A 24,157-nucleotide genomic window follows, 5' to 3' on the forward strand; every position below is an offset into this window, starting at 1 on the left:
GTCGAAGCAGACGGCGGTGGATACCGCGTCCTGTGGCAGCACAACAATGGCAATTATGTCGAGTGGATCCTTGACAGCCAGGGCGAAAGAATAAGCGGCGGCAGTGTGGCGAATGTGGTCGATGTCGAAGCTTTCTACAACTACGATATCGACGGTAGCGGCACCGTTGGGCATACACTGCCGAAGGTCGCTCTTGCGTCGGTGGCAGGTCAAGAAACGACACCAATCTCCGATGAATCTGCTGTACTCGACTTCGACAAAAATGCGGATCTACTAGAGTTCGAGTTTGTCCAATCTGATCAAGATACGGATTTCGATTTCACCGCCATAACAGCCCCAAGTGAATCTGACTTTAACGATGTGCAGGCTACTTCTTTAGAAGAAACCTCTCTGTTTTATGATCGAGAAGAGATCAAAACAGACGAGTCCTTCGGTCTCCAAGAGGACTTCTTCTTGCTTTAGCTTGGGATCAACCAGTTGCACAAACAGTATCGGCGGTGGGCATATCAAAGCGGAACCCACCGCCGATAGCTGAAAGACACAATTCAGTTGAAAGAAGTATCCAGGTTTTCGCGTCCGCCGGAGCAACTTCGCGCGGGCCATGTAAGACCATAGAATTTACAACACCGAGACGACAAAGGGATCTAGCTGCTTTCGCGCATCAACAGCGGCCAAAGCCGTCTTGGCAGTGTCCAGCGCCTCCCGAATGGTGACGTCCATATCCAGATATCGGTAAGTGCCCAACCGTCCAACAAAAGTAACCTTCTCGGTCTTTTTCGCCAGTTCCACATATTCACTTAGCAGAGCTTTTTCCTTCACCTGCCGGATCGGGTAATATGGGATATCGTCCGGGCCAGCTGCGCGAGAAAACTCACGATAACAGACCGAACCATCATGCGACTCCCAAGGGGCAAAATGTTTGTGCTCAGTAATGCGGGTATAGGGCACAGATTCCTCACCATAATTCATCACCGCACAGCCTTGATAATCTCCGTCATAAGTAAATCGTTCAAAATCCAGCGTTCGATAACCCAATCGGCCTAACTCATAGTCGAAATACCCATCCAACGGGCCGGAATAAAAGATGTGATCGTAACCCTCATCCATGCTGCGGTCGAACTTTGTACTCAACTGTACTGTAATCAAAGGGTGATCAAGAATACCGGCGATCATATCGGTGTAACCGGTCTCGGGCATACCCTGAAACTTGTGGAAGAAGTAGTTGTCGTCATAATTGAACCGTACTGGGAGGCGTTTGAGAATTGACGCTGGCAATTCCGACGGATGGCACCCCCATTGTTTTATCGTGTAACCTTTGAAAAATGCCTCGTATAGATCACGCCCAACAAAACGCATGGCCTGTTCTTCAAAGCTCTGCGGATCCGTTATCGAAGTATCAGCCTGTTCTTGGGTAATAAAGGTATGCGCCTCGTCCGGTCGCATGGTCTTTCCGAAAAACTGGTTAATCGTGTGCAGATTCACTGGCAGCGAAAAGACCTGACCTCTGGAAGTGGTTTTTACCCGGTTCTTATAGGGTAAAAAGTTCGCGTAGCTGTTGACGTACTGCCAGACTTCTTCGTCGTCTGTGTGAAAGATATGCGGGCCATAAACATGCACCATGACACCAGTGTCAACATCCCGCTCGGTGTGGCAGTTTCCGCCGATATGATCCCGGCTATCCATAACCGTGACCTCGTGCCCGTGCTCAGCGAGTTCTCTTCCGATCACAGCACCGGAAAGCCCGGCCCCAACCATCAAAAAACGCCTCGCATTCATTTAGACACCACCTTGTTTTTGGCAATCATTGCCATTTCACTCCAACCAACGTGCCCACGGGGCACGCGGGGTTTATTGCCTTCACTGGGTCAATTGCGGACAGCTGCTGGCTTCATCGAAATCGTTGTCATATCCAGCGGTTTGCTCAACTGACGGCGGGCGATTTTGAAGATTCCGGCCCGAGCCTCTTGCGCGCTGCGGAAACTCGGCAAAACGGACATCCAGTTCCAGCACATACGCCAGCCAACCTGAAAACGGCCCGAGATCGGCTGTCCGCCTTGCAATATTGCCGCAAAGACAATCGGCACTGTACGGCGCGACAGATCAAACATGTTTTTCAGAACGGCCTCTTCTTCTTCCGAACTCATGTTGCCCTTATCGGCCATGGCGATTTTCAGATTTTTCCCGACGGGTCTTGTGTGTTGCATCGCGATTTCATCCAGAATCCCCGCACGAAACGCTCCGGCTTCGGCCCAACGGCACCAGATATAGTCTAAACCGTAGCCGCTCATGGTGTCCTGAAACAGGGGCAGGGCCTTGTTCAGGATGTCCCTATGCAGGCACGGGGCCATGATCTCTATATAGTTCGTATATCTCAGCACGAAACCCGGGCATTGGCTGAAAACGAAATGAGAAAAGTAGCTATCGGGGCTTAAGGACGGTTGTGCTATGCGCAGACCGTAAACCTGCATGGCTTGGAACAGCGCATTCACGTCCTGCGCGCTGATATCCAGATCATCGTCCGGCAGCCAGAAATAATCATATTGGCTCAAGTCCCGGTCCTTGAGGGTCTGGAATAGCCCATCCCACTTGCCGCCTTTGACCAAAACGGCTTCGACACCGGGCTCGGGGGAAAATTGAGCGTAAGCCTCGTCCGAGAAAAAACTGATCAGAAGATCGAAATTTCGGTCTTCATAGGGAAGGTCCTGCCAGCGGGAGTGCAGCGACTGGCTGCCTGCGCGCACGACGACGAGGTTTTTTTTCATGAGCGCGTCTGGACCCGGGATTCAGCGCTAATTATCGGGGCAAGGCCTTCGATCATGTCCGGGCGCAAAGGATGGCTCAACCGTCCATGGGTGTATTTGGCCTGATAGACAAGGTTGCGCACGAACCTGCTGAATGACGATCCGGTTTTGGTCGCAATCCGGCAGGGCTCGATTGTACTGCTGAATGTCTCACGCTCTTCAACCATCTGTTCGATCAACGTAAGGATCGGGATTTCATGTTCCCAGTAAAACTTCAGATCGATATCGATGGGTCGCGCAATCGGTGCAGCAAGCTCAACCAGCCGCGCGGCAGCCCTGCGGCCAAGGACATAACCGGTGGTGCGCGGGGGCAAGCAATCGGACAAAACCAGACTTTGATCTGCAACCGTACTGAGAACCCGGGTGTTCCTGTCACACACCCCGTCGAGTTTTATCATGACATCTTCAAAACACTCGGCGCATTGATCTATAGCCTCAACGAAAGGTCTGGGGTCCTGAACGAATGTGGCGTCGTCTTCCAGCACAAGGCTCACGGAATCAGAGCCATCCGCGACCCTCTGCCAGATCCGGCGATGCCCCAGCGTACATGCGACTTCACTGCGGCTCAGTGGTCGTTTGAACTTGCTGCGGTTCATTTCAGCATCATAAAAGCGCAGCAGATCGGCCCGTTCCAGCTGATCGCCGGAAATAGCATCCGCAAATTCATGCGGCAAACCTAGATGTGTCAGTTCATTCCTACAGGAATGCCGCCGCTCCACATCTTCTGGCAGGCTTAGAATAAAGGTCCTGATCGACACCGAACTATCACCAACAAATCCCAAGTGTTACTAGCAGCACACGAGATGCGAGCAAGGGGATATAAGGCGATCTCTCACCAAATAACCCGATTTTCTGCATTGCGGCGACTTTCCGCCAATGCCTAGGACAACCCGCGCAAAAAACAAGCTGTGCAGATAAGGGCAAAACCCCGCAAAGAGCCAGGGAAAAATATCATATTGAAGTATCAAAATCAAACATTTGACGAAAATGCGTTTTGATCTTGCCTAACCAGAAAACCACTCTCTGTGGAATGGGTTGCAGGTTCTCGTGGCCCAAATTGTCACACGTTGCGACACTTGTTCAATCAGCGACCTGCCGCTATCTAGCCCGTTCGGGCCCTGAACAAAGCACAGCCTGCATTAACTCAAGGCTTCGGCCTCGCATCATCTGCACTTTAGGCAGACATGAATATAGGTTATCTGAGCGAGAGCACGGTATCACGATCTGGAGAATGCCATGGTAAAGCGCGCCTGGAACAAGTGGCGATCGGGCTATATGGGCCGCCTGATTGGCGAAAGCTTCTATGCGCAAGGCGGGCTATATGGCGTTGCCATTTTTGCGATGGTCATCGTTGCCGTTACGACTGCCGGGTCTGCGTATATGATGGAGTACATCGTCGACGCGATGACCAGCCCGGATATGCGCAGCTGGGCCCATATCATTGCTTTGGGTGTTGTTGGCCTGTTCCTGACAAAAGCTTTGGCGTCCTATGTTCAGGCCATGTACCTTGCCCGCGCGGGCAACCGCATCGTTGCAGCCCAGCAAGAGCGTGTTTACCGCAAGCTGCTTAAGCACGGCGTTGCGTTTTTCAGCGCCAACGAGTCCTCCGATCTTTTGATGCGGACAACCAACGGTGCGCAAATGGCGCGCCGATTGATCGACGTTCTGGTGACCGGCTTTGTTCGGGACGCTCTTACCCTGGTTGGACTTGTCGTCGTCATGGTCTACCAGCAGCCGGTTCTGTCGGTCATGTTCTTCATCGTGGGTCCGGTGGCTCTGCTGGGTGTGCGCTACCTATTGAAAAGCGTGCGGGCCATTATGCAGGCAGAGTTCAAATCTCTGGCCGAAATCATCCGCGTTCTTCAGGAAACGTCCAGTGGTATCAAAGTGATCAAGGTCTTTTCGCTTGAAGATCGGATGATAAACCGCATGGAAACGGCAATCCGAACGGTCGAAAAACGCTCCAACGACATCGCCCGGTTGCAATCCATTGCCAGCCCGTTGATGGAGTTTCTGGCAGGTCTCGCAGTCGCCGGCGTTCTGGTCGTCAGCACCATGGGAATTGCCGGCAGCGAACAGCCCTCAGCGGGCCAGTTGATGTCGTTCATCACGGCGCTTCTGATGGCATATGAACCTGCCAAGCGTCTCTCGAAGATGCGGGTTCAGATCGAAGCCTGCATGGTCGGCGTAGGTATGCTTTTCGGGCTGTTGGATGCAGAAGACACCATGCAGGAAAGCCCGGATGCCCGTGATCTGCCAAAAGGACCTGGTGAAATCGCATTGCGTGATGTCACATTTGGATATCAAGGCGCCGTTCCGGTGATCCATAACATGGATTTGAAGTTCGAAGCTAAGAAAACCACGGCGCTTGTCGGCCAATCCGGCGGCGGGAAATCCACCATTTTCGGCCTTATCATGCGGTTTTATGACCCGGACCAGGGCAGCGTGGAAATTGACGGGCAGGACTTGCGCGAGATCAGTTTTGCTTCGCTTCGCCGCAAAATCTCTTATGTCGGTCAGGACACATTCCTGTTCTCAACCTCAGTGATGGAGAACCTGCGCTGTTCTGCGCCCGACGCATCGGATGAAGAGGTTATGGAGGCCGCTAAAGCAGCCCATGCCCATGACTTTATCTGCGATCTGCCCAAAGGTTACGACACGCCGGTCGGTGAAAATGGCACCTTTCTGTCCGGTGGACAGAAGCAGCGCATCGCGATTGCCCGCGCCATTCTGCGCAACGCCGAGATTCTGCTGCTGGACGAGGCCACCAGCGCACTGGATGCGGAATCGGAATCGCTGGTTAAAAACGCTCTGGACGCGCTGACCAAGGATGTGACCGTGATTGTAATCGCACACCGGCTATCGACCATTCTGGAAGCGGACAAGATCATGGTCGTGCAAGATGGGGCCATCGTCGAACAGGGCAATCTGGATGAGTTGATGCAGATCGACGGAAACTTCCGCCGCCTTTTCGAGCAACAGTTCAAAAAGCACGACTCAGCCCCGGAGGTCGCGGAGTAACCGCGATTCCGCCCGCGTGCCGTTCTCTTTGCACTACCAATAACAGGTTCGGCCACTCACTGGCCGAACAAAACGTCTTGGGCACACAAATCCGTGAAGGCCGGGTGGTTGGGGTATTTAGGTTTGAAAAGCTATCTACCTTTCAGTAGGTATACGACCAACCTAAAACGCCTGTAACCATCCGAAGGGACAAAGACCCATGGAACTCAACTCGGACTTCTCCTCCCGCGTCGTTGTGCATTCGGAACAGCTTGAATGGCAGCCCTCACCGATGAAAGGCGTAGATCGGCGCATGCTGGACCGGATCGGGGGTGAGGTCGCCCGTGCCACGACCATTGTCCGTTACGCACCGGGCAGCAAATTCTCGGCCCATACGCATACCGGTGGTGAGGAGTTCATCGTGCTGGACGGCGTGTTTCAGGACGAACACGGGGATTTTCCGGCAGGGACATATGTGCGAAACCCTCCGACCTCGCAGCATACGCCGGGGTCCGCGCCGGGCTGCACAATCTTCGTCAAACTCTGGCAGTTTGACATGGATGACCGCACGCAGTTCCGCAAAACCATGGCTGATGAACTGAACGCGCCCGAAAACGGTGTGGCCACCGCGATCCTGCACGAAGACACGCGCGAGATCGTGACCTATAGCCATCTCGACCCCGGGGCATCGCTGACATCCGACGCGACCGGAGGCATCGAACTTCTGGTCATTGATGGCGCAATCACAGCCGGGGGCGACACATTGGCCAAAAACGATTGGCTGCGCCTGCCCGAAGGTGAACCACTCTCCGCAATCGCGGGACCGGATGGGGCCAAGGTTTGGATGAAGACCGGCCACCTGCCGTTTGCCAAAGCACCGGAGGTTTGATCCATGTCGACTGACAAACCACTCGCACTTGTCGCCGGGGCCGGGGCCGGTCTTGGCCAGACCCTGCTCGCCCGATTTCAGGCTGGCGGCATGACCGCCGTCGGTCTGGGACGCACGACGCCGGACAACCCGGTTGGTGCGTTTCATCAACTCGATGTCTCTGACCCCGATGCCATCAGCCCCGTGGTCGCTGACCTGATCGCAACCCATGGCCCGCCAAAAATCGTTGTTCACAACACGGCTGAACTGGTGATCGCCCCTTTCGCTGAGACCACCCTGTCGGACTATCAGCGCACATGGACATCCATGGTCCAGTCGCTGATCGTTCTTGGCCAATCCGTACTGCCGCCGATGGCCAGCGGCGGGGGCGGAAGCCTGATCGTTTCCGGCGCCACCGCCTCGCTGCGCGGCGGGGCGCGGTTCTCCGCCTTTGCCTCGGCAAAGTTTGCGCTGCGAGGGCTCACCCAATCGCTGGCACGGGAATACCAGCCAGCGGGTGTGCATGTGGCGCATGTGATTCTGGATGGCATCATCGACACCGCCAGATCGCGTGGGCTGCACAGTCTTGATCCGGCCAAGATGATGAAGACCGACGAGATTGCCGAGGTTTATTGGCAGCTTGCCCACCAGCCCCAATCAACCTGGACCCACGAACTGGACCTGCGCCCGGCCACCGAAGGGTTCTGAACCGTGCGCACCCAGACGCTCATCATCGGCGGCGGGTTATCGGGGCTCAACCTTGCCTCACATCTGGCCCGGCAGGGCCGGGACTTCCTGCTGGTCGAAGCGCGGGATCGGCTGGGCGGGCGCATTCTGACCCGGAAAATGGGCGGCGGCCATTTCGATTTGGGTCCGGCGTGGTTCTGGCCCGGCCAGCCCCGGATCGCCACGCTGATCGAACGCTTGGGGCTGGAGTGGTTCGAGCAACATCACGAAGGCGCGCTGAGTTTCGAAGATGAGCGCGGGCGGGTCGAGCGGGGGCGCGGCTTTGCCTCAATGCAGGGTTCCTATCGCTTGAAACAGGGGTTTGGGGCCTTGATCGAGGCGCTGGCCGCTGAAATCCCGGCGGGGCGTGTGCGCCTCTCGACCCCTATCGGCTCGCTTTCGAAGTCAAGCGACGGCGTTACCGCAACGGCACGCAACGGCCTGACCTTACACGCGCAGCAGGTCGTGATGGCCCTGCCACCACGGGTCGCGGCGAACATCTCCTTCTCCCCTGCCCTGCCCGACCAGACCCTCACCGCAATGACCGGGGTCGCCACATGGATGGCCGGTCAGGCCAAGGCCGTCGCCGTTTACGAAACCTCTTTCTGGCGCGAGGCCGGCCTGTCCGGCGACGCCATGAGCCGTCGAGGCCCGATGGTGGAAATCCACGATGCCTCGCCTGCAAATGGCGGCCCCTACGCCCTGTTCGGCTTCATCGGCACGCCGCCGCATGCACGTCAGAACGATCAGATGTTGCGTCAAGTGGTCGAGGCGCAGCTGATCCGACTGTTCGGTCCCGAAGCTGCGAACCCGATGTCGCTCAGTATCAAAGATTGGGCTTTAGACCCTTTCACTTCGACCGAGCGGGACCTGCAGCCGCTCTATGCCCATCCCCAATACGGGCTTCCACCCGCGTTGCAGACGGTCTGGGACGACCGGCTTATCTTCAGCGGCACCGAGGTCGCCGCCGAATTCGGCGGCTATATCGAAGGGGCCCTGGAGGCGGCAGAGACCACACTGGACCGCATTGCATTGGAACAGGTCTGGCCATGACAACCGACACTAAAACAGCCCTGCTTGACGTCGCCGAATACGCCGCGCGGGCGCGGGGGTTCGATGGGTTCAGCTATGCGGATCTGGCCGAAGCGGTCGGCATCCGCAAAGCCTCGATCCACTATCACTTCCCGACCAAAGCCGCCCTGTCCGCCGCGTTGATGGAGCGTTATCAAGCGTCGATGGAGGACCAGTTCACCGGCATTGAGAGCCGGTGTAAGACCGGGGCCGAACGCCTGCACGCCGTGATCGCGCTCTATCGCGAAGCGCTGAATGGCGGCGAAACGCTGTGCCTGTGTGTCTCGCTGATTTGCGGTCGCGAGAGCCTTTCGGACGAGGTGATCGAAAAGATCAGGGCATTCCGGGCGATGATGGTGCGTCGGATCACGGCGCTCTTCGAACTGGGACGGCAGGACCGGACGATCCGGGGTATCACGGACCCGGTCGCTGATGCCCGCGCGACGCTGGCCTTGCTGGAAGGCGCACATCTGTCCGCCCGCGCCGAAGAAAACGTGGCAGGCTTTGATGCGGCCGTTGAAATCCTGACCTCTCGGCTTTGATCGCCTCGCTGTAACACCTCAGGCAAGACACCGCTCACGCACCAGGTCACAATGCCGTCGGCCACCCTTTCACCCATGGGTTTACTTGGATATGACGGAAATAGCGCCAGCGGAACATCGCGGGCCTTAACATTCCGCGCCCTGCAATCAGGAGAGCCCCTTGATACCGTTTCGTTCCTTCGCATTCGCGGCCCTGCTTGCCGGGGCAACACCGGTCGTGGCCACGGCTCAGGACACCTCTGATACCGGCGGGGGTCTGCTTCTGGAACTCAACACCCTCAAGGACGTTGGCGGGGCCTGCCGCTTGTCCTTTCTGGCCCGAAACCAAACCGGAACCGCCATTGACGAGGCGGTGTTCGAGACAGTGATCTTCGACGCAAAGGGCGGCGTCATGAGCCTGTCTCTGTTTGACTTCCGCGACCTACCCGCTGACCGCCCCCGCGTGCGCCAGTTCGACCTGTCCGGCACGGCCTGCGCCGATGTCGGGCAGGCGCTGATCAACGGGGCGAATTCATGCGTGGTCAACGGCGCGGAAAGCGATATCTGTCAGCAATCGCTGTCGCTGAGCAGCCGTGTGGATGTGGAGCTTCTGGGATGAGCATTCTCGACGCGTTTCGCGAAATTCTGGCGCTCGGCGGGCCTGTCGTCGCCATCCTGATCGTCATGTCGGTGCTGACACTGGCGGTGACAATCTACAAACTGTGGCAATTCGCAGCCTGCGGCGTGGGGCGGCACAAGGTGTTGTCACAAGCGCTTGCCGCGTGGGATGCAGGCGACCGGGCCGCTGCCCGCGCGCGTCTTGCCAAAAGCGGCAGCTACCTTGCGCCCATTGTCAGCGCCGCGATGGATGCGTCGGATACGCCCGGTCTGAACGACCGGCTGGACGCCGAGGCGGGCCTTGCGCTGGCCGGGCTGGAACGCGGATTCCGCCTGCTCGACACCGTTGCCCAGCTTGCGCCCCTGCTTGGGCTGTTCGGCACTGTGCTTGGCATGATCGAGGCGTTCCGCAGCCTTCAGGCCTCTGGCTCATCGGTCGATCCGTCGCTGCTTGCGGGCGGGATCTGGGTTGCGTTGGTGACTACGGCCGTGGGTCTGGCGGTTGCAATGCCCACGTCCATGGTGCTGTCGTGGTTCGAAAGCCGCACCGCGCGGGAACGGGTTTTCGCCGACAAGGCCCTGCGCACCATTCTGGTGCCCGGTCATGCGCTGCATGAAATGTCGGGGTCCGAACGCCCCCAAGCAACGCCGGAACATGCGTAACCCGGCCCCCTTTGTCCGGCGCCGCATGGCGATGACGCCTCTGATCGACGTGATCTTTCTGCTGTTGCTGTTCTTCATGCTGACCTCGACCTTTTCCCGGTTCGCCGAGATCGAGCTGAGCAACGCCACAGGGGGCAACGCGACCTCAGGTGAAGCCACCGATCGTGTCTTTGTCCAGCTTGGCCCCGAACGGCTGGCGCTGAACGGTGCGCCGGTGACGCTGGACGCGCTTGTCGCGCAGGTCGAAGCCGGACAGGTGCTTGTCAGCCTTGATCCCGAGACCTCGGCCCAGCGGCTTGTGGACCTGTTGGTGCCGCTGCGCGGGCGCGAGGGGTTGACCGTGACGGTGTTGGAGTAAGGCCATGATCCGCGACGCCCGCCCCCGCCGGTCCCGCGATTCGACCATTCCGCTGATCAACGTCGTGTTTCTGATGTTGGTGTTCTTCCTGATCGCCGGCACTGTTGCCCCGCCGCTGGACCCCGACCTCAAGCTTGTGGACACCGCCGAGCTTGAGGGGCGCGAGCCGCCCGATGCGCTGATCCTGCATCAGGATGGCTCGCTCAGCTTTCAGGGCGCGCCGACCGATCCCGAACGCTACATGGCCATCCATCAGGAGGGACCCGTGCGCATCGTGCCCGACCGGAACGCCCCCGGCCCGCGGCTGATCAAGGTCGCGGGAACGCTGCGCAGGCTGGGTGCATCGTCGGTGTTTCTTGTGACCGAGCAGGCTCTGGAATGATCCGGGGGTCGGTTTTCGTCGCCATACTGGCCGCCTTAGTGTCGCTTGTGGTGCATATCCTCGGCCTCAGCATGACCGCGCCCAATCTGGCCGAGCCTGAGACCACGGAAACCGCACCCGACACGGTGGCATTGGGCAACAGTTTCGAAGACCTTGCCGAAACGCCGCCCGAACCGGTTGAACCGGAACAGGCGGAAACGCCGGAGCCTCCGGTCGAGACCCCGCCGGAACCCGAGCCTGCCGAGATACCGACCAGTCAGGCCAAGGTGGCCTCACCCGATCCGCAGCGTGTGTTTGCGCCCGACACGGGGACCTCGCAGATTGCCCAGCCGGAAGCGCCGGAACCCGAGGTGATCGAACCCGTCGGCCAGCCTGACAGCGAAGAAAGCGCCAGTGACGAGGCAACCGAAACGCCCCCGGTCGAACCTGATACCGTCACCGAGGTCACTGAAGGCACCCCGGACGCACCCATTGAAACCCCCGCCGAGGCGCCGGTCGAACCCGAGCAGCTTGCCGCGCTGACACCCCCCGAGGCGACCGCAGTGCCCGTGATCCCGCTGGAGCGCGACGCGGTTGAACCCGAAAGCTCGGTTGAGCCGACACCCGAGGACCCCGAAGAAACCGAGTCCGAACAGGCCGTCACCGCCTCGATCCGGCCACGCCTGCCTGACCGCAGGCCACAAACCACGCCACAGGGCATTCAAAGAAACCTGAGGAATTTCGACAACCTGAAATTCCCCGAACAAACCATCGACTCGCCCCTGACCGTCTACCGGCGCGAAGGGCTGGATGCCTTTACCCGCAGCAACTCGGGCACACGGTCCGGTGGCCGTGGTCCCGGCAACGCGAACGAAACCAACTATGCGGGTCGGGTGCTTGTGCACCTCAACCGCGCGCCCCCGGTTTTCGTAAAGGCTCGCGGGTTTGCGCAGGTGTTTTTCCAGATTGACCCCGATGGCTCGCTGGCCTGGGTCGATATCATCCGCAGCTCGGGTTCGCCAGATGTCGAACGTGCGGCCCGCGAACAAGTCCGCGTCGCCGCCCCCTTCCCGCCGCCGCCGGGCGGGGTCAGCCGTAAGCTGTCATTCTACTACCAGAACAGCCCGCCGGGAGGATGATCTGAGGCGGCCAACCCGATCCGTGTACGGGTCAGATTAAACCGGCAAGGCTTCCTGAGTTTTTCACAACAATCCTGATCAGGTCTGTTAGCGTATGCCGAACCTGGATTTTGCGACGATAAGATGAAGACACTCACACCCCTGATTTTTGACGGTCACAACGATGTTCTGTCCAACCTTGCAAAGGCGGGCGGATTGCCCGAGGCCAAACAGTTCCTGTCCGGTCTCGACGGCGCGATTGACCTGCCCAAAGCCCGCAACGGCGGCTTTGCCGGAGGGTTCTTCGCCGTCTGGGTGCCATCCCAAGTGGATTGGGACGCCAAAATGGAACAGATGGTGCAGGTGGAATATGACCTGTCCCTGCCGGATCAGATCGATGCCAAGGACGCGTTGCCTTCGGCCCTGAAACAGATCGCTATTCTGTTCGAACTGGAGCGTCTGGGCGGTTTACGCGTGGTCCGGTCCGTGGCCGATATTCGCGACTGCATGGCCGAAAACCGCATCGCCGCGATCTTACATATCGAAGGGGCCGAGGCCATCGACACCGATCTGCACGCGCTGGATGTGTTCCATGCCGCAGGCTTGCGGTCGATCGGGCCGGTCTGGAGCAGACCGAACATCTTTGGCCACGGGGTGCCGTTCCGATACCCCTCGGGGCCGGACACGGGCGACGGGCTGACCGATCACGGTCTGAGGCTGGTGCGCCGGTGCAATGAGCTTGGCATCATGCTGGACCTGTCGCACCTCAACGAACGCGGGTTCTGGGACGTGGCCCACCATTCCGATGCACCGCTGGTTGCCACCCATTCCAACGCCCACGCCATTTGCCCCCACGCCCGCAACCTGACCGACGATCAGTTGCGCTCCATCGCCGAAAGCGACGGAATGGTCGGCCTGAACTTCGCCGCCGCTTTCCTGCGTGAAGACGGGCGGATGTTGTCGGACGTGCCCTTAACCCAGGTGATGCGGCATCTGGATCACCTGATGGGCATACTGGGCGAGGATCGGGTCGGGCTGGGCTCGGATTATGACGGGGCAATTGTACCGGATGAGATCACCGATATCTCGATGCTGCCCCAATTGCGGGACGCCATGCTGCGGCATGGATATGGCGACGAGCTTGTCAGGAAGCTCTGTCATGAGAATTGGTTGCGGGTTCTAGAAAAAACCTGGGGATCGTAGCAAAACAAGAAACCAAGGTACCGGATAGCACATCAGGCCAGCGTCAGCCTGTCGCCATCACCCGGCTTCCCTGACCCAAAGATCGGTGTATTGTTACCAGCGGGCTTGTCTGGCCAAAAGGCATCCTAGGAAAACTAACACGAGGCATCCGGTGACAGACGCATCAACACAACAGCTTTCGCTCGCCGAAATTCGGGATCTGGCAAAATCTGTCCTGACCTCTGCCGGTATGGACGATCACGGCAGCGACGTGATCGCGGATATCATCATGCTGTCGGAACGGGACGGCCCGCGCAGCCACGGCCTGCGCAATCTGCCCGCCTACGTGCAAAGCTTCACGTCGGGCTACGCCAATCCCGCCGCCTCGCCCACTGTGACCCGCATCGCGCCGGGAGTGCTACGGGGCGATGCCGATAACGGGTACTATCAGATTGCCGCCCGCGCAGCGCGGACCGACCTGATCTCGATGGCCCGTGAAAACGGGATCGCTGCGTTCACCTGTGCGAATTGCCACCATCTGGGGGCCCTGCGCTTCGACACGGAACCATTGGCCGAGCAAGGGCTTCTGGCCATTGCCGTCATCAACTCGCTCGCCCTCGTGGTGCCGCATGGGGGCGAAAGGCCGGTCTTTGGCACCAACCCTATGGCCTTCGCCTGCCCGCGCGAAGGCGGCGCACCGATTGTTTGGGATCAGGCCTCGTCCGCTGCGGCTCTGCTAGAAATCAAGCTGGCCGCTGCCGAAGGTCACGCGCTAAAACAGCCCTCGGGTCTGGATGCCCAGGGCCAGCCGACAACCGACCCGAAAGCCATACTGGAAACCCGGTCGATGCTGCCCTTCGGCGCACATAAGGGCGCGGCGATAGCCTTTCTGGTCGAGGTACTAGGCGCAGCCCTCGCAGGCGGTACGCTGGCAGTCGACAACGCCGAGCGCGAGCGGCACGATGCGCTCAACATCAAGGGCGGCGCGACCCTGATTGCGCTGGACCCGACCCGCTTCGGCAATCCAGCCTTCAACGACTACATCACCCGCATCTGCGCCGAGATCGAAGGCAACGGGCAGGCCCGCGTTCCCGGCGACGGGCGGCTGAAAACCCGGGCCGACGCCGAAGCCAACGGTGTGCCCGTCAGCACCGACATTCTGGCCGCTCTCGACGCGCTGAGGGTCGGGGCTTAAGTTACACCTCTGCCGCAGTGAATAAGGAACCACCCGATGCATATCGAACCTTTCGGTGTCGAGATCTGGATGAACGAATGGGAAACCAGATGCGACTGGAATCTGGCTGAAACCTGCGTCGAAAGCCTGACCATCCAGGAACTTCTGGCCCTGACAGGCCGCAACGCCACCGATCTGTCCGACCTGCTGGACATGAAGATGACCTATGGTGCTATCGAGGGCTCGGACCGGCTGCGTAAGGCAATTGCGGCGCTATATGACCGGCAGAGCCCGGACAACACCATCGTCACCCATGGCACGATTGGCGCGAATATGCTGGTGCATAAGACTCTGGTCTCGGCAGGGGATCGCGTGGTGGCCGTGGTCCCGACCTACCAGCAGCATTATTCAATACCGGCCAGCATTGGGGCCGACGTACATCACTTGCATCTGCGCGAGGAAAACGGGTTTTTGCCCGATCTGGACGAACTACGTGAATTGGTCGAGCCGGGAACCCGCCTGATTGCGATCAACAACCCCAACAACCCGACCGGCGCGCTGATGGATCAGGCCATGCTGGAACAGATTGCCGAGATCGCCCGCGCCGCAGATGCCTGGATTCTGTGTGACGAGGTCTATCGCGGCACCGATCAGGACGGGTCGGGTATGACGGCTTCGATCGCGGATATTTACGAAAAAGGCATCAGCACCGCCGGGATGTCCAAGGCCTATTCGCTGGCCGGGCTGCGGCTGGGCTGGATCACCGCCCCGCGCGAGGTGATTGAGGCGGTGACGATCCATCGCGACTATGACACGATCTCGGTCGGGATGATCGACGATCACTTTGCCGCGCTGGCTTTGGAAAACCGCGACAAGCTGCTGGCGCGCAGTCAACAGATCACCCGTGGCAATCTGGCGATCCTGCAGGACTGGGTGGATCACGAGCCGGGCATTTCATGGATCGCGCCCCGCTCGGGCACCACAGCACTGCTGAAATACGATCTGCCGATCAGTTCGCGGGACTTCTGCGTCCGGCTGCTGCAGGAGACCGGCGTTCTGTTCACGCCGGGTGCGGCGCTGAACATGGAAGGGTACGTTCGCATCGGCTACGCCAACAACCCTGAGATTCTGCGGCAAGGTCTGAAACGCGTTTCCGCGTTTTTGTCCGCGCAGCGATCCTGACGGCGTCAAGCGCCGCTGTCGCCAAATGAAACGCCACGGCAACTCAACTTTCCGCCAAAACCGGCCAAAAAACGCCTTGGGCGGGTCTTTTCATTCGCGGTTTCTTGCCGGAGTGGATATACCGTGTTGGAAAGGTCAGAGGACCGCTTTAAGTCGCGGGTCTCTCTGACCTCCCACTGCCTGTTGCGGAAGAAAAACCTTGAAACCGAATACCCGTATGCCTGCGGCCCCCCGTCATGAACTGCGCAGTGTGCGCAATCAGGGCGTAACCTTTTTGGGGCTGGCCTTTTTGTTCAGCATTTTCGTCAACCTGCTGATGCTGACCGGCCCCCTGTTCATGCTGCAGGTCTATGACCGGGTTCTGGGCTCGCGCGCCGTCGAAACGCTGACCGCGCTGTTCCTGCTGGTTGCCTTGCTCTACGGGCTGATGGCGATGCTGGATTTCGCCCGTGGCCGGATCGTGGCGCGGTTCGGCGCCCGCTTCCAGTCGCAACTGGATGAGCGTGTTTTCGACGCCACCCTGCGCCGGTCTCTGATCCCTCAGACCCGATCTGCCCCGGCAACCGCGTTGCGGGATCTTGAGACAATTCAAAGGCTTTGCGCCTCACCCGTCTTACTTGCCGTGATGGATATTCCGTGGACCCCGGTCTTTCTGGCGGCGATCTTCCTGTTCCATCCGCTGCTGGGCTGGCTGGCCGTCGCAGGCGGCGGTCTGCTGATCGTCATCGCCCTGCTGAACCAGGCGCTGACCCACCGCAAAGTGGCCGAGGCGCAGACCTCGTCTGCCCGCGCAAACGCCTTTGCCGAACACGCCCGGCAGGCGGCCGAGGTCGTGCGCTCGCAGGGCATGCAAGAGGACGTGACCAAACGCTGGCTGAACCAACGCTCGGACGCGCTGAACCAGACTATCGCGGCCAGCGACTGGACCGGCAGCTTTACGTCCCTGACCAAGTCGCTGCGGCTGTTCCTGCAATCGGCCATGCTGGCCTTGGGTGCCTATCTGGTGCTGCAGAATGAATTGACGCCGGGGGCGATGATTGCCGGGTCGATCCTGCTGGGCCGCGCGTTGGCCCCGGTGGAACAGGCGGTGGGTCAATGGGGCATGATCGAACGCACGCGGACAGCGTGGATATCACTCAGCCGGTTTCTGGATCAGACCCCGCCAGAGCGCGCGCGTACCAAGCTGCCAACACCTGCGGCCCGCCTGACGGCCAAAACCCTGACTGTCATCCCGCCCGGCGCGTCGACCCCGACGCTGCGCAATGTCAGCCTGGGCCTTGAGCCCGGAAAAGCACTTGGCGTCATCGGCAAAAGCGGGTCCGGCAAAACAACCCTGGCCAAGGCTTTGCTGGGCCTGTGGCAACCCGCTGCGGGGGAAATCCGGCTGGGTGGCGCAACGCTGGACCAGTACGACCCTGACGATCTGGGCCATCACATCGGGTACCTGCCGCAAACGGTCACGCTGTTTAACGGCACCGTTGCCGAAAATATCGCCCGCATGTCTGAAAACCCGGACCCTCAGGCCGTTGTCGAAGCAGCCAAAAAAGCCAAGGCGCATGACCTGATCCTGACGCTGGAAAAAGGCTATGACACCTTTCTGGAGGGCAATGACAGCCAACTATCCGGCGGCCAGAAACAGCGCATCGCACTGGCGCGGGCGCTTTACGGCGATCCGGTGCTGCTGATCCTGGACGAGCCGAACTCGGCGCTGGATGCGGACGGTACCGAGGCGCTGAATGCCGCCGTGCGCGGGCTGAAAGCGGCCGGCAAAGCGGCGATCATCATGACCCACCGACCGCAGGCGATTTCCGAATGTGACGACCTGGCGGTGGTCGAAAAGGGTCAGGTGGTGAAATTCGGCAGCCGGGATGAGGTGCTGAACGCCATGGTGCAGAATGCAGGTGCGATCAAACGCAAGCTCAGCCAGGTAGGTGAATAATGTCCGCTAAGACAAAACAGAAAGCCCGCCCCGTCTGGCGGATCACCGTGCCTGCGCTGGTCGGATTTGCCGCACTGGCCATTCTGGTCGGCGGGCTGGGCATCTGGTCCATCAAAACGCAGCTTGCCGGTGCCATCGTTTCGTCCGGTGTGATCGAGGTGCAAAGCAACCGGCAAGTGGTTGAACACCCCGACGGCGGCGTTGTCGGCGAGATTTTCGTTCGCAATGGCGATGTGGTGGCCGAGGGCGATATGCTTTTGCGGCTTGACGACACGTTCCTTTCCTCGGAACAGACAATTGTCGAGACGCAACTGTTCGAACTTCTGGCCCGGCGGGCCCGTTTGGAGGCCGAGCGCGATGGCGAAGACTCGGACCAGTTGGCGACACGACTGGGTGAAGTGCAGCAGGAATACGAAATCGCGCCCGATCTGATCTCCGGACAGCAAAGCCTGTTTGACGCGCGACTGGAAACGAAGAACAAGCAGACGGAACAGCTGAGCAAACAACTGGTTCAGATCGAAAGCGAAATCGAAGGCACCGAAGCCCAGCTTGTATCCCTGCGCCGTCAGGTCGAACTTATTCAGGCTGAACTGGAGGACCAGCAAAGCCTGTTGGAACGAGGCCTGACGCAGGTCAGCCGGGTTCTGGCCCTGCAGCGCGAAGAGGCCAGTCTGACCGGTGAAATCGGCAGGCTCGAAGCCGCCGTGGCGCGCCTGAAAGGCCAGATCGCTGCGACCGAGATCGAGATTGTCGAACTGTCCGCCACTCGGCGCGAAGAGGCGATCACCACTCTGCGCGAGGTCCAGACCCAGATCGCCGAACTGGCCGAACGGCGCCTGTCGCTGGCCGAGCGTCTGTCGCGACTGGATATACGCGCCCCGGTTACAGGCCGCGTCTATGACAGTCAGGTCTTTGCCCTGCAATCGGTGATTCAGCCGGGCGAACCGATGCTGTATGTGGTGCCGCAGGACACGCCCTTGCTGGTTGCGGCACGGGTGGATGCGATCCATGTGGACCAGTTGCATGTAGGCCAGCCCGTCGCCCTGCGCTTTTCCGCCTTTAACCAGCGCGAGACTCCGGAACTGGACGGCCATGTGGTGAACGTCTCGGCCGATACGTTCACCGACGAGCAGACAGGCTTCACCTTCTACCGCGCCGAAGTGGCCCCGGACGAAGGCCAAGTCGAACGGCTGAACGGACAGGAACTGCTGCCCGGCATGCCGGTCGAGACCATGATCAAGACCGACGAACGCACGCCGCTGTCATACCTGGTGAAACCGATGGCCGATTACTTCAACCGCGCCTTCCGGGAATGAACCGGCTGTCAGTTCTTTGGTTCAACGATTACGTGGAAAACCATTGGAGGCCAAAGCCTGCAGAACGTAGCGTCCCTTCGAATTGACCGAACATCCAAAAAACGGAAGGTCACTTCTGACCAGAGCAAAAATAGAACCAAACATGATATCAGCCTTGTCCAAAGCTGGATAGGGATACATCCACATACCGCGAACACGCAGGTGGGTTTCGTCCGCGCACGAAAATTTCTACGTCGCGCGCTTAATCGACTGTGCTCACACAGCGATCATAGGCGAGTAATTTACAATCCACGCGTGGAGACCCGTGTGATCAACTTGGGCACCGTGTTTGGCTAAGATCTCTTCCAGATCGCGAGTGCAGCGCAGATAGAATTAATCGAGGTGCGAAACGGCAACCTGCGGGAAAGGGCAGCCTTTCAAAGGCAGCATGGCAAGACCTGTTGGAAAACAAACCTCTAACAACAAGAGGCGGAACCTGCGTGCTCGTCAACGAACCCAGTCTTCATTGAATCGTTCTTTAAGCGAATAGACACCAAATAAAATAGTTATGCTACAGTGGCTTAGACCGCAACCCAGCATCCAATCCCTGAGCCCATCCGGAGCTAAAGCACCAAGTTGCCTTTTGGAGAAGTTGACCTTTGGAATTCTGAAAGGACACCAAGTCCAAGTGTGTACAAGGAAACTATGCTTCACCACTGGATCAAAGCCATTACTTGCTAGACAAGCAAATCGACCCGTCGTAGACGTTACGAACTATTCTGCATCGTATCGGTGTGTAGAAATTACTATCTCCTGTATCCCAAGTGTTACTGTCGAAGACTCACCTAAGAGAGAACATCAGTGAAATGATCTTGGACAAGATATGAGGCCACGAGTTGCAGAACGCCAGTGAATTTAGTCTTTTCAGGCAAATCTACCACTATGGGCATGTGGGTAGAGAACCGTTTGGTTTCATGTGTTTCGACAGTAGCGGTCGAATTACGGGCTATTCAAATAAAAAGGAATCGCGGTTTTCATTTGATGGGAAAAATCTAATTTTGCTGGCCGATGACGGTCGAAAAACTGTTGAGTTTGAGCGAGAAAAAGATGGTCCAAATTTTCGGAGAGTATCGGGTGCGAAACACTATTTAAAGCACATTTTTGGATTAGGGGCACCAAAACCAAGCGATCTGCCGAAAGTTGTTGTCAATACTGTGCCTAAGGCGGGCACTTACCTGCTGGCGGAAGCTTTGTCGATATCAGGCTATTCGCAAGTACGTTTGCATCTGGCAGATCACTTTTTTCACGATAACCGCAATACTCCTGACAACCAGATTCACTGGGATCCAGACGGGCGTAGAGTTGACATTCCAGCTGATGTAGTTTCGCGCATATTGTCCCATGGAGAGTTTTTAGTCGGCCATATTGGGAGTCGGAATGCCCTTAACAGTATTATAGATCAGGAAGTACAGGTTATCAATGCAGTTAGAGATCCTAGGTCACAACTGGTTTCGCTATATCACTTCGCCTTAGCTAAACAGAAACCCACTGCGCGGAGCCATCTCTGGCGCTCAATACCTGAACAACATAGGTTCAAGGCTTTCCTTTTGTCGCAAGATGTAAAAAGCATTGTGGATCACAACAGAATACTAACGTCCCTTGGCCCGTTCTTTTGTTTTGAAGATCTATCGAAAGGGAAAATAATTGAAAGAAACGGAAAAATTTTCAAATCCAAAAAACGTCGCCAAGTTATTTCGGATTTGTCCTTCGCTATGTCTAAAGCAATCGGAAAACCTACGTCTACCCAGTCAAATCGGAACCGGAGAAGAGACTTAACGTATTTCGACGACCCTGCAATCGCAGATTTTGCTGCTGGACCTTGCGGCTTGAAAGAATTCTCGGACAAGTATGAAATGTTTCTCAAATAAATTGTGACTACAGGTTGAATTTCCTCACTCAGGAGACAACGGCGTATGTCAGCCATCCAACTTATTTTAGGTCGCTCAGACTAATCGGGTTTATGTAGCTATCGAAATCATTTGCAGTGCATCAGATCTATGGAAGGCACCGAGAGACTTCAGATATGTTCTGTCTGTAACGTGAGTTGAAGCGGCACCACAATGCTCGCATAACCCTCCGCCGCATTTTTCCCAACTTGGTCTCAGCCCAAGGCGTTTGGTTGAGATGAAACCAGTACAAGTCATAGTATGGGTTGTAGCACTTTAGGTGCCAAGGTTTGCGCTTGTCGGTAAAATGTAAGATGCCAGGGTCAGCGGCGGCAGCGTCGGACTGCTCGTCAGAGTATGCGGGGTCCAGTTCGTTTTTCAAGAAGATCCGGTTGTTTACGTTCCATTTCAGGTCAAGACTCGTGGTGCGGTTTTCGAAAATAATGTTAAGCAAGTCCTGATCTTGCAGCGTAATGAATTTTCCGTATTGCTCAAACGCATTCAAAACAGAAGCATGCAAATCCATACGCCTGAGCCCTGCAATATCCAATATCAAGATACCGGCGTTGAAGTACGGATGGGTTGTACTCAATCTAAGGCGTCGAGACTGTTGAACGCCGCCTTCGTCGGGTGCACCCGCAATAATGCGACTATCAAGATCGGTATCCCACAACTCTTCTAGCGCCGAAGTAGCAACAGTATCTGCGTCCATGTAGATCACGCGTTTTACGTGAGAAGGCAGAAACTTGTCCATGACCAATCTATAATATGTTGTCAAAGAAATGTGAGGCCGATTCAATGGCAGCCACTGCAGACTATCCACAGGGACTTCGACAAATTCAATACGCGCGCTAAAGTTACTGGAGACGGCTTCAAGTTTCTGGCGGGAGTCCGGTGTCAAATCGCCTTTATGGAAGACATAGCTGTTATAACGAGCCGGAGTTTCAGCATTCAATAGGACCGAATGAAGTGAAACGGCAGCATGCTTTGCATAGACCTCGTCGATCGCAAACGCAATGTTTATTGGTTCGTTCGGCACGTGCGAAGAAGCCGTTTTTTTTGGTATTTGTCTCTCAGCGGTTTTCAGTTTACTGGCCACCAGAGCTTTGTGAGGAGGCTTGGCCGCAAATGCAACTGGGCATTCCTTGACCCTTGCGCCCTTAACCGTTTGAGCATAGCGAAAGTAAGATTCTGTCAATCGCTCCGCCAAAAAGCCAATTACACGGGATTGGTAGTTGTCGTAGTTTGAACTGTCAATCTGGCGCTCTGTGTTTTCCAAGATTGGAAAAATCCAATCTGTGTACTCGAAGAACAATTCACGGCGCATTACGAACATGTTACCAAAACGCGTTTTCGTGTCGTTCAGCGTTTGAAGCAGAAACGGGAATAAGTCACGATTAGACTCACGACAAACATCCAGACATATGTCCATATCCTTAACGAAGTGATCGCGAGCGTACATGTCATAATTCGTAAGCAAGAGTTCCGGTAAGCCAGCCGGATGAATTCTGTAGAGCGGAGGGGTTACAATGTCGCATACATTCATTTGATTTCGTATCGACTGATCATCCCAAGCAAAACGCTTAAAATCCGATTTTCTTGCCCAAACAAAAGACTTATCTGATTTGATTTTGGGAGAGAAAGAAAGCAGCCGACGATAGTGCATTAAGCCGTAGAAATCAGCGTCAACGTTGTGTTTCATCCAATAAGCTGCAGTCAGTTCGCACCATTTCCGATTCTTGTCCGAAATGTTGGTGCCAGTATTATCAGCAATTGCAAAGTCCAGTTTGACCTGAGAAGACGCAGCACCAACATGAATGGGATTGAGTATCTCAGTGGAAATCACCGGTGATTGCTTATGATAGCAAACACCCACAAAAATATCGGATTTTTTCATAGGTACAGAGCTTTCTAGACCCAGTTTCGCACAAGAGACCTTTAGAGGGGTAATTTGTTTTTGGCCAGCCACCAAAAGTCGAAACATAAGAGTGTCAGACTAGCAGATGGTGGCCCGACAAGAGCAGCCGCAGCCGCTTGTCTGTTGAATGAAGCCGAAAATATCTTGGGGCAACGCCCAAGAGGAACGTCCGATATGGTGAAGGAGCTCTGCGGTTCTCTTGTAGCGTGTAAAATATGGCCTTATTCTGCGTGGTTCCCTGACCTTGGACGACGCCGTCTCGGATTTGAGCTCTTAAGTTCTCAAGGCAATTAGTCACCTAAGGTGCGTCTGGTGTTGATAGATCGGGTTGGCAGAGGCGGCGGCGACCCTGTAGCACGCCAAATCAACAATCAAATTGGGTCAGTCAAATGAGTATGCTCAATAGCTCTTCCCTAAAATAAGCCAGCCATCAACACTTTGGCTCAGCTTTTCTTGACGTCGCCCGCAAACCGGGCGGCGTTTTCTTTGGCAAAGGCGCTGGCGTCGGCGTCCTTGTCCCAGAATTGCGGGTTCGCCTTGGGAATGGTCAGCGCCTTTTTCACCGCAGGCCGGGCGTCGATCCGATCGAACCACGCTTTCAGATGCGGCAGGTCATCAACCTCGACCCTCGCCCAGACATAGGCGCGCGCCCACGGGTACAGCATCATATCCGCAATGGTGTATTCCCCGGCAGCGATCCAGTCGCGCCCGTCCAACCGGGTGTTCATCACCTCTAGCAGTCGACGACTTTCATCGACGTAGCGGCGGATGGAAAACGGTTCCTCGTGCCCGTTCGGGGCGGCGATATGCTGGAAATACATTGCCTGCCCCATCATCGGGCCGACGTGGCCGACCTGAAAGAACACCCATTGCAGGACTTCCGACCGTTTAACCGGGTCGGTTGGCAGAAACTTTCCATACTTTTCGGCCAGATGCCACAAGATCGCACCGCTTTCAAAGATCGCGCGCCCTTCGGCCCGGTCGTAGATCGTCGGGATCTTGCCATTGGGGTTCAACGCCAGATAGTCGGGCGCTTTCTGTTCCTGTTTGGAAATGTTGACATGGGTCAGGTCGTACGGAACGTCTGCTTCTTCAAGGAATATGACCGGCTTGTAGCCGTTCATCGTTCCGGCGGTGTAGAGATGGATATCAGGCTGGGACATTTTCGACCTCGACAAACAAAGGGTTCAGATGTGCGTCAACTTCGGCCTTGGAATTGTCAACATTGGCCGCGGAGGTGACCTGTAATACATGCCCCCGCTCAGAAAGTTGGGCACGTGCCCGTTCGGTCAAGCTGGCGTTCAGACGTCCGGGCGCGAATTCGTAAAGTTGCGTGTCGTTCACAGGCAGGATGTTGCTCATATCCATATCCTCAAGGCCAAAGCTGCCTCCTTGACTTACAGGGGGGCCTGAGCA

At 57.1% G+C, this 24,157-nt stretch carries 23 protein-coding genes; 17 read left to right on the top strand and 6 right to left on the bottom strand.

Annotated elements, in window-relative coordinates:
- Positions 1-462 (top strand): hypothetical protein (locus tag ACR0NJ_RS06175; RefSeq protein WP_480816254.1); only part of this gene is annotated, 462 nt, incomplete at its 5' end.
- 156 nt (positions 463-618) lie between these two features.
- On the opposite strand, the gene glf is transcribed toward ACR0NJ_RS06175, so the two are convergent.
- From glf to ACR0NJ_RS06190, 3 genes are all read right to left on the bottom strand, one after another.
- Positions 619-1,776 (bottom strand): UDP-galactopyranose mutase, encoded by a 1,158-nt coding sequence (glf, locus tag ACR0NJ_RS06180; RefSeq protein WP_480816255.1) that lies wholly within the window; start codon positions 1,774-1,776, stop codon positions 619-621.
- 89 nt (positions 1,777-1,865) lie between these two features.
- Positions 1,866-2,762: a hypothetical protein gene (locus ACR0NJ_RS06185; protein ID WP_480816256.1), complete on the bottom strand. Its 897-nt coding sequence runs from the start codon at positions 2,760-2,762 to the stop codon at positions 1,866-1,868.
- Positions 2,759-3,559 carry a glycosyltransferase family 25 protein gene (locus ACR0NJ_RS06190; protein WP_480816257.1) on the bottom strand — a complete coding sequence of 267 codons (801 nt, stop codon included), beginning with the start codon at positions 3,557-3,559 and terminating at the stop codon, positions 2,759-2,761. The genes ACR0NJ_RS06185 and ACR0NJ_RS06190 overlap by 4 nt, the downstream gene beginning before the upstream one ends.
- Before the next feature lie 478 nt (positions 3,560-4,037).
- Here ACR0NJ_RS06190 and ACR0NJ_RS06195 point away from each other — a divergent pair, with 478 nt between their 5' ends.
- The 16 genes from ACR0NJ_RS06195 (at position 4,038) to ACR0NJ_RS06270 (ending at position 20,805) form a co-directional block, all read left to right on the top strand.
- Positions 4,038-5,822 (top strand): ABC transporter ATP-binding protein, encoded by a 1,785-nt coding sequence (locus ACR0NJ_RS06195; RefSeq protein ID WP_480816258.1) that lies wholly within the window; start codon positions 4,038-4,040, stop codon positions 5,820-5,822.
- 199 nt (positions 5,823-6,021) lie between these two features.
- On the top strand, positions 6,022-6,690 hold the full coding sequence (locus ACR0NJ_RS06200) for a cupin domain-containing protein (protein WP_480816259.1): 669 nt from the start codon (positions 6,022-6,024) through the stop codon (positions 6,688-6,690).
- 3 nt (positions 6,691-6,693) lie between these two features.
- Positions 6,694-7,377 carry an SDR family NAD(P)-dependent oxidoreductase gene (locus tag ACR0NJ_RS06205; RefSeq protein WP_480816260.1) on the top strand — a complete coding sequence of 228 codons (684 nt, stop codon included), beginning with the start codon at positions 6,694-6,696 and terminating at the stop codon, positions 7,375-7,377.
- 3 nt (positions 7,378-7,380) lie between these two features.
- Positions 7,381-8,448 (top strand): flavin monoamine oxidase family protein, encoded by a 1,068-nt coding sequence (locus ACR0NJ_RS06210; RefSeq protein WP_480816261.1) that lies wholly within the window; start codon positions 7,381-7,383, stop codon positions 8,446-8,448.
- Positions 8,445-9,008, top strand: a complete 564-nt coding sequence (locus ACR0NJ_RS06215; RefSeq protein WP_480816262.1) for a TetR/AcrR family transcriptional regulator — start codon at positions 8,445-8,447, stop codon at positions 9,006-9,008. The genes ACR0NJ_RS06210 and ACR0NJ_RS06215 overlap by 4 nt, the downstream gene beginning before the upstream one ends.
- A 160-nt stretch (positions 9,009-9,168) precedes the next feature.
- Positions 9,169-9,606 (top strand): hypothetical protein, encoded by a 438-nt coding sequence (locus ACR0NJ_RS06220; RefSeq protein WP_480816263.1) that lies wholly within the window; start codon positions 9,169-9,171, stop codon positions 9,604-9,606.
- Positions 9,603-10,268 carry a MotA/TolQ/ExbB proton channel family protein gene (locus ACR0NJ_RS06225; protein ID WP_480816264.1) on the top strand — a complete coding sequence of 222 codons (666 nt, stop codon included), beginning with the start codon at positions 9,603-9,605 and terminating at the stop codon, positions 10,266-10,268. Before ACR0NJ_RS06220 ends, ACR0NJ_RS06225 begins: the two co-directional genes overlap by 4 nt.
- The gene (locus tag ACR0NJ_RS06230) at positions 10,261-10,626 is read left to right on the top strand and encodes an ExbD/TolR family protein (protein WP_480816265.1); all 366 of its coding nucleotides are present in this window, start codon (positions 10,261-10,263) and stop codon (positions 10,624-10,626) included. Before ACR0NJ_RS06225 ends, ACR0NJ_RS06230 begins: the two co-directional genes overlap by 8 nt.
- A gap of 4 nt (positions 10,627-10,630) precedes the next feature.
- Positions 10,631-11,008 carry an ExbD/TolR family protein gene (locus ACR0NJ_RS06235; protein WP_480816266.1) on the top strand — a complete coding sequence of 126 codons (378 nt, stop codon included), beginning with the start codon at positions 10,631-10,633 and terminating at the stop codon, positions 11,006-11,008.
- The gene (locus tag ACR0NJ_RS06240; RefSeq protein WP_480816267.1) at positions 11,005-12,126 is read left to right on the top strand and encodes an energy transducer TonB family protein; all 1,122 of its coding nucleotides are present in this window, start codon (positions 11,005-11,007) and stop codon (positions 12,124-12,126) included. The genes ACR0NJ_RS06235 and ACR0NJ_RS06240 overlap by 4 nt, the downstream gene beginning before the upstream one ends.
- 123 nt (positions 12,127-12,249) lie before the next feature.
- Positions 12,250-13,308, top strand: coding sequence for a dipeptidase (locus ACR0NJ_RS06245; protein WP_480816268.1), 1,059 nt, complete (start codon positions 12,250-12,252; stop codon positions 13,306-13,308).
- A 151-nt stretch (positions 13,309-13,459) separates the two neighbouring features.
- On the top strand, positions 13,460-14,482 hold the full coding sequence (locus tag ACR0NJ_RS06250) for an Ldh family oxidoreductase (protein WP_480816269.1): 1,023 nt from the start codon (positions 13,460-13,462) through the stop codon (positions 14,480-14,482).
- A 36-nt stretch (positions 14,483-14,518) separates the two neighbouring features.
- Complete coding sequence (locus ACR0NJ_RS06255) at positions 14,519-15,643, top strand: aminotransferase (protein WP_480816270.1); 1,125 nt, start codon at positions 14,519-14,521, stop codon at positions 15,641-15,643.
- 217 nt (positions 15,644-15,860) lie between these two features.
- Entirely contained in the window at positions 15,861-17,582 is a 1,722-nt protein-coding gene (locus ACR0NJ_RS06260) for a type I secretion system permease/ATPase (RefSeq protein WP_480816519.1), read from the top strand.
- The gene (locus ACR0NJ_RS06265; protein WP_480816271.1) at positions 17,582-18,898 is read left to right on the top strand and encodes an HlyD family type I secretion periplasmic adaptor subunit; all 1,317 of its coding nucleotides are present in this window, start codon (positions 17,582-17,584) and stop codon (positions 18,896-18,898) included. The genes ACR0NJ_RS06260 and ACR0NJ_RS06265 overlap by 1 nt, the downstream gene beginning before the upstream one ends.
- Positions 18,899-19,773: 875 nt before the next feature.
- Positions 19,774-20,805: a sulfotransferase domain-containing protein gene (locus ACR0NJ_RS06270; RefSeq protein ID WP_480816272.1), complete on the top strand. Its 1,032-nt coding sequence runs from the start codon at positions 19,774-19,776 to the stop codon at positions 20,803-20,805.
- A gap of 127 nt (positions 20,806-20,932) precedes the next feature.
- Here ACR0NJ_RS06270 and ACR0NJ_RS06275 read toward each other — a convergent pair whose 3' ends face one another.
- From ACR0NJ_RS06275 to ACR0NJ_RS06285, 3 genes are all read right to left on the bottom strand, one after another.
- Complete coding sequence (locus ACR0NJ_RS06275; protein WP_480816273.1) at positions 20,933-22,720, bottom strand: DUF4422 domain-containing protein; 1,788 nt, start codon at positions 22,718-22,720, stop codon at positions 20,933-20,935.
- Positions 22,721-23,184: 464 nt separating this feature from the next.
- Complete coding sequence (locus tag ACR0NJ_RS06280) at positions 23,185-23,904, bottom strand: glutathione S-transferase family protein (protein WP_480816274.1); 720 nt, start codon at positions 23,902-23,904, stop codon at positions 23,185-23,187.
- The gene (locus ACR0NJ_RS06285) at positions 23,891-24,103 is read right to left on the bottom strand and encodes a hypothetical protein (protein WP_480816275.1); all 213 of its coding nucleotides are present in this window, start codon (positions 24,101-24,103) and stop codon (positions 23,891-23,893) included. Before ACR0NJ_RS06285 ends, ACR0NJ_RS06280 begins: the two co-directional genes overlap by 14 nt.
- Positions 24,104-24,157: the final 54 nt, after the last annotated feature.

This window comes from Ruegeria sp. F11 (assembly GCF_056533855.1).

Excerpts from the sequence above, each read along its gene's own strand:
- ACR0NJ_RS06265 (WP_480816271.1), top strand. The coding sequence starts at position 17,582 with ATGTCCGCTAAGACAAAACAGAAAGCCCGCCCCGTCTGGCGGATCACC.
- ACR0NJ_RS06235 (WP_480816266.1), top strand. The coding sequence starts at position 10,631 with ATGATCCGCGACGCCCGCCCCCGCCGGTCCCGCGATTCGACCATTCCG.
- ACR0NJ_RS06275 (WP_480816273.1), bottom strand. The coding sequence starts at position 22,720 with ATGAAAAAATCCGATATTTTTGTGGGTGTTTGCTATCATAAGCAATCA.
- ACR0NJ_RS06200 (WP_480816259.1), top strand. The coding sequence starts at position 6,022 with ATGGAACTCAACTCGGACTTCTCCTCCCGCGTCGTTGTGCATTCGGAA.
- ACR0NJ_RS06185 (WP_480816256.1), bottom strand. The coding sequence starts at position 2,762 with ATGAAAAAAAACCTCGTCGTCGTGCGCGCAGGCAGCCAGTCGCTGCAC.
- glf (WP_480816255.1), bottom strand. The coding sequence starts at position 1,776 with ATGAATGCGAGGCGTTTTTTGATGGTTGGGGCCGGGCTTTCCGGTGCT.
- ACR0NJ_RS06240 (WP_480816267.1), top strand. The coding sequence starts at position 11,005 with ATGATCCGGGGGTCGGTTTTCGTCGCCATACTGGCCGCCTTAGTGTCG.
- ACR0NJ_RS06280 (WP_480816274.1), bottom strand. The coding sequence starts at position 23,904 with ATGTCCCAGCCTGATATCCATCTCTACACCGCCGGAACGATGAACGGC.
- ACR0NJ_RS06285 (WP_480816275.1), bottom strand. The coding sequence starts at position 24,103 with ATGAGCAACATCCTGCCTGTGAACGACACGCAACTTTACGAATTCGCG.
- ACR0NJ_RS06225 (WP_480816264.1), top strand. The coding sequence starts at position 9,603 with ATGAGCATTCTCGACGCGTTTCGCGAAATTCTGGCGCTCGGCGGGCCT.
- ACR0NJ_RS06230 (WP_480816265.1), top strand. The coding sequence starts at position 10,261 with ATGCGTAACCCGGCCCCCTTTGTCCGGCGCCGCATGGCGATGACGCCT.
- ACR0NJ_RS06245 (WP_480816268.1), top strand. The coding sequence starts at position 12,250 with ATGAAGACACTCACACCCCTGATTTTTGACGGTCACAACGATGTTCTG.
- ACR0NJ_RS06255 (WP_480816270.1), top strand. The coding sequence starts at position 14,519 with ATGCATATCGAACCTTTCGGTGTCGAGATCTGGATGAACGAATGGGAA.
- ACR0NJ_RS06260 (WP_480816519.1), top strand. The coding sequence starts at position 15,861 with ATGCCTGCGGCCCCCCGTCATGAACTGCGCAGTGTGCGCAATCAGGGC.
- ACR0NJ_RS06195 (WP_480816258.1), top strand. The coding sequence starts at position 4,038 with ATGGTAAAGCGCGCCTGGAACAAGTGGCGATCGGGCTATATGGGCCGC.
- ACR0NJ_RS06205 (WP_480816260.1), top strand. The coding sequence starts at position 6,694 with ATGTCGACTGACAAACCACTCGCACTTGTCGCCGGGGCCGGGGCCGGT.
- ACR0NJ_RS06215 (WP_480816262.1), top strand. The coding sequence starts at position 8,445 with ATGACAACCGACACTAAAACAGCCCTGCTTGACGTCGCCGAATACGCC.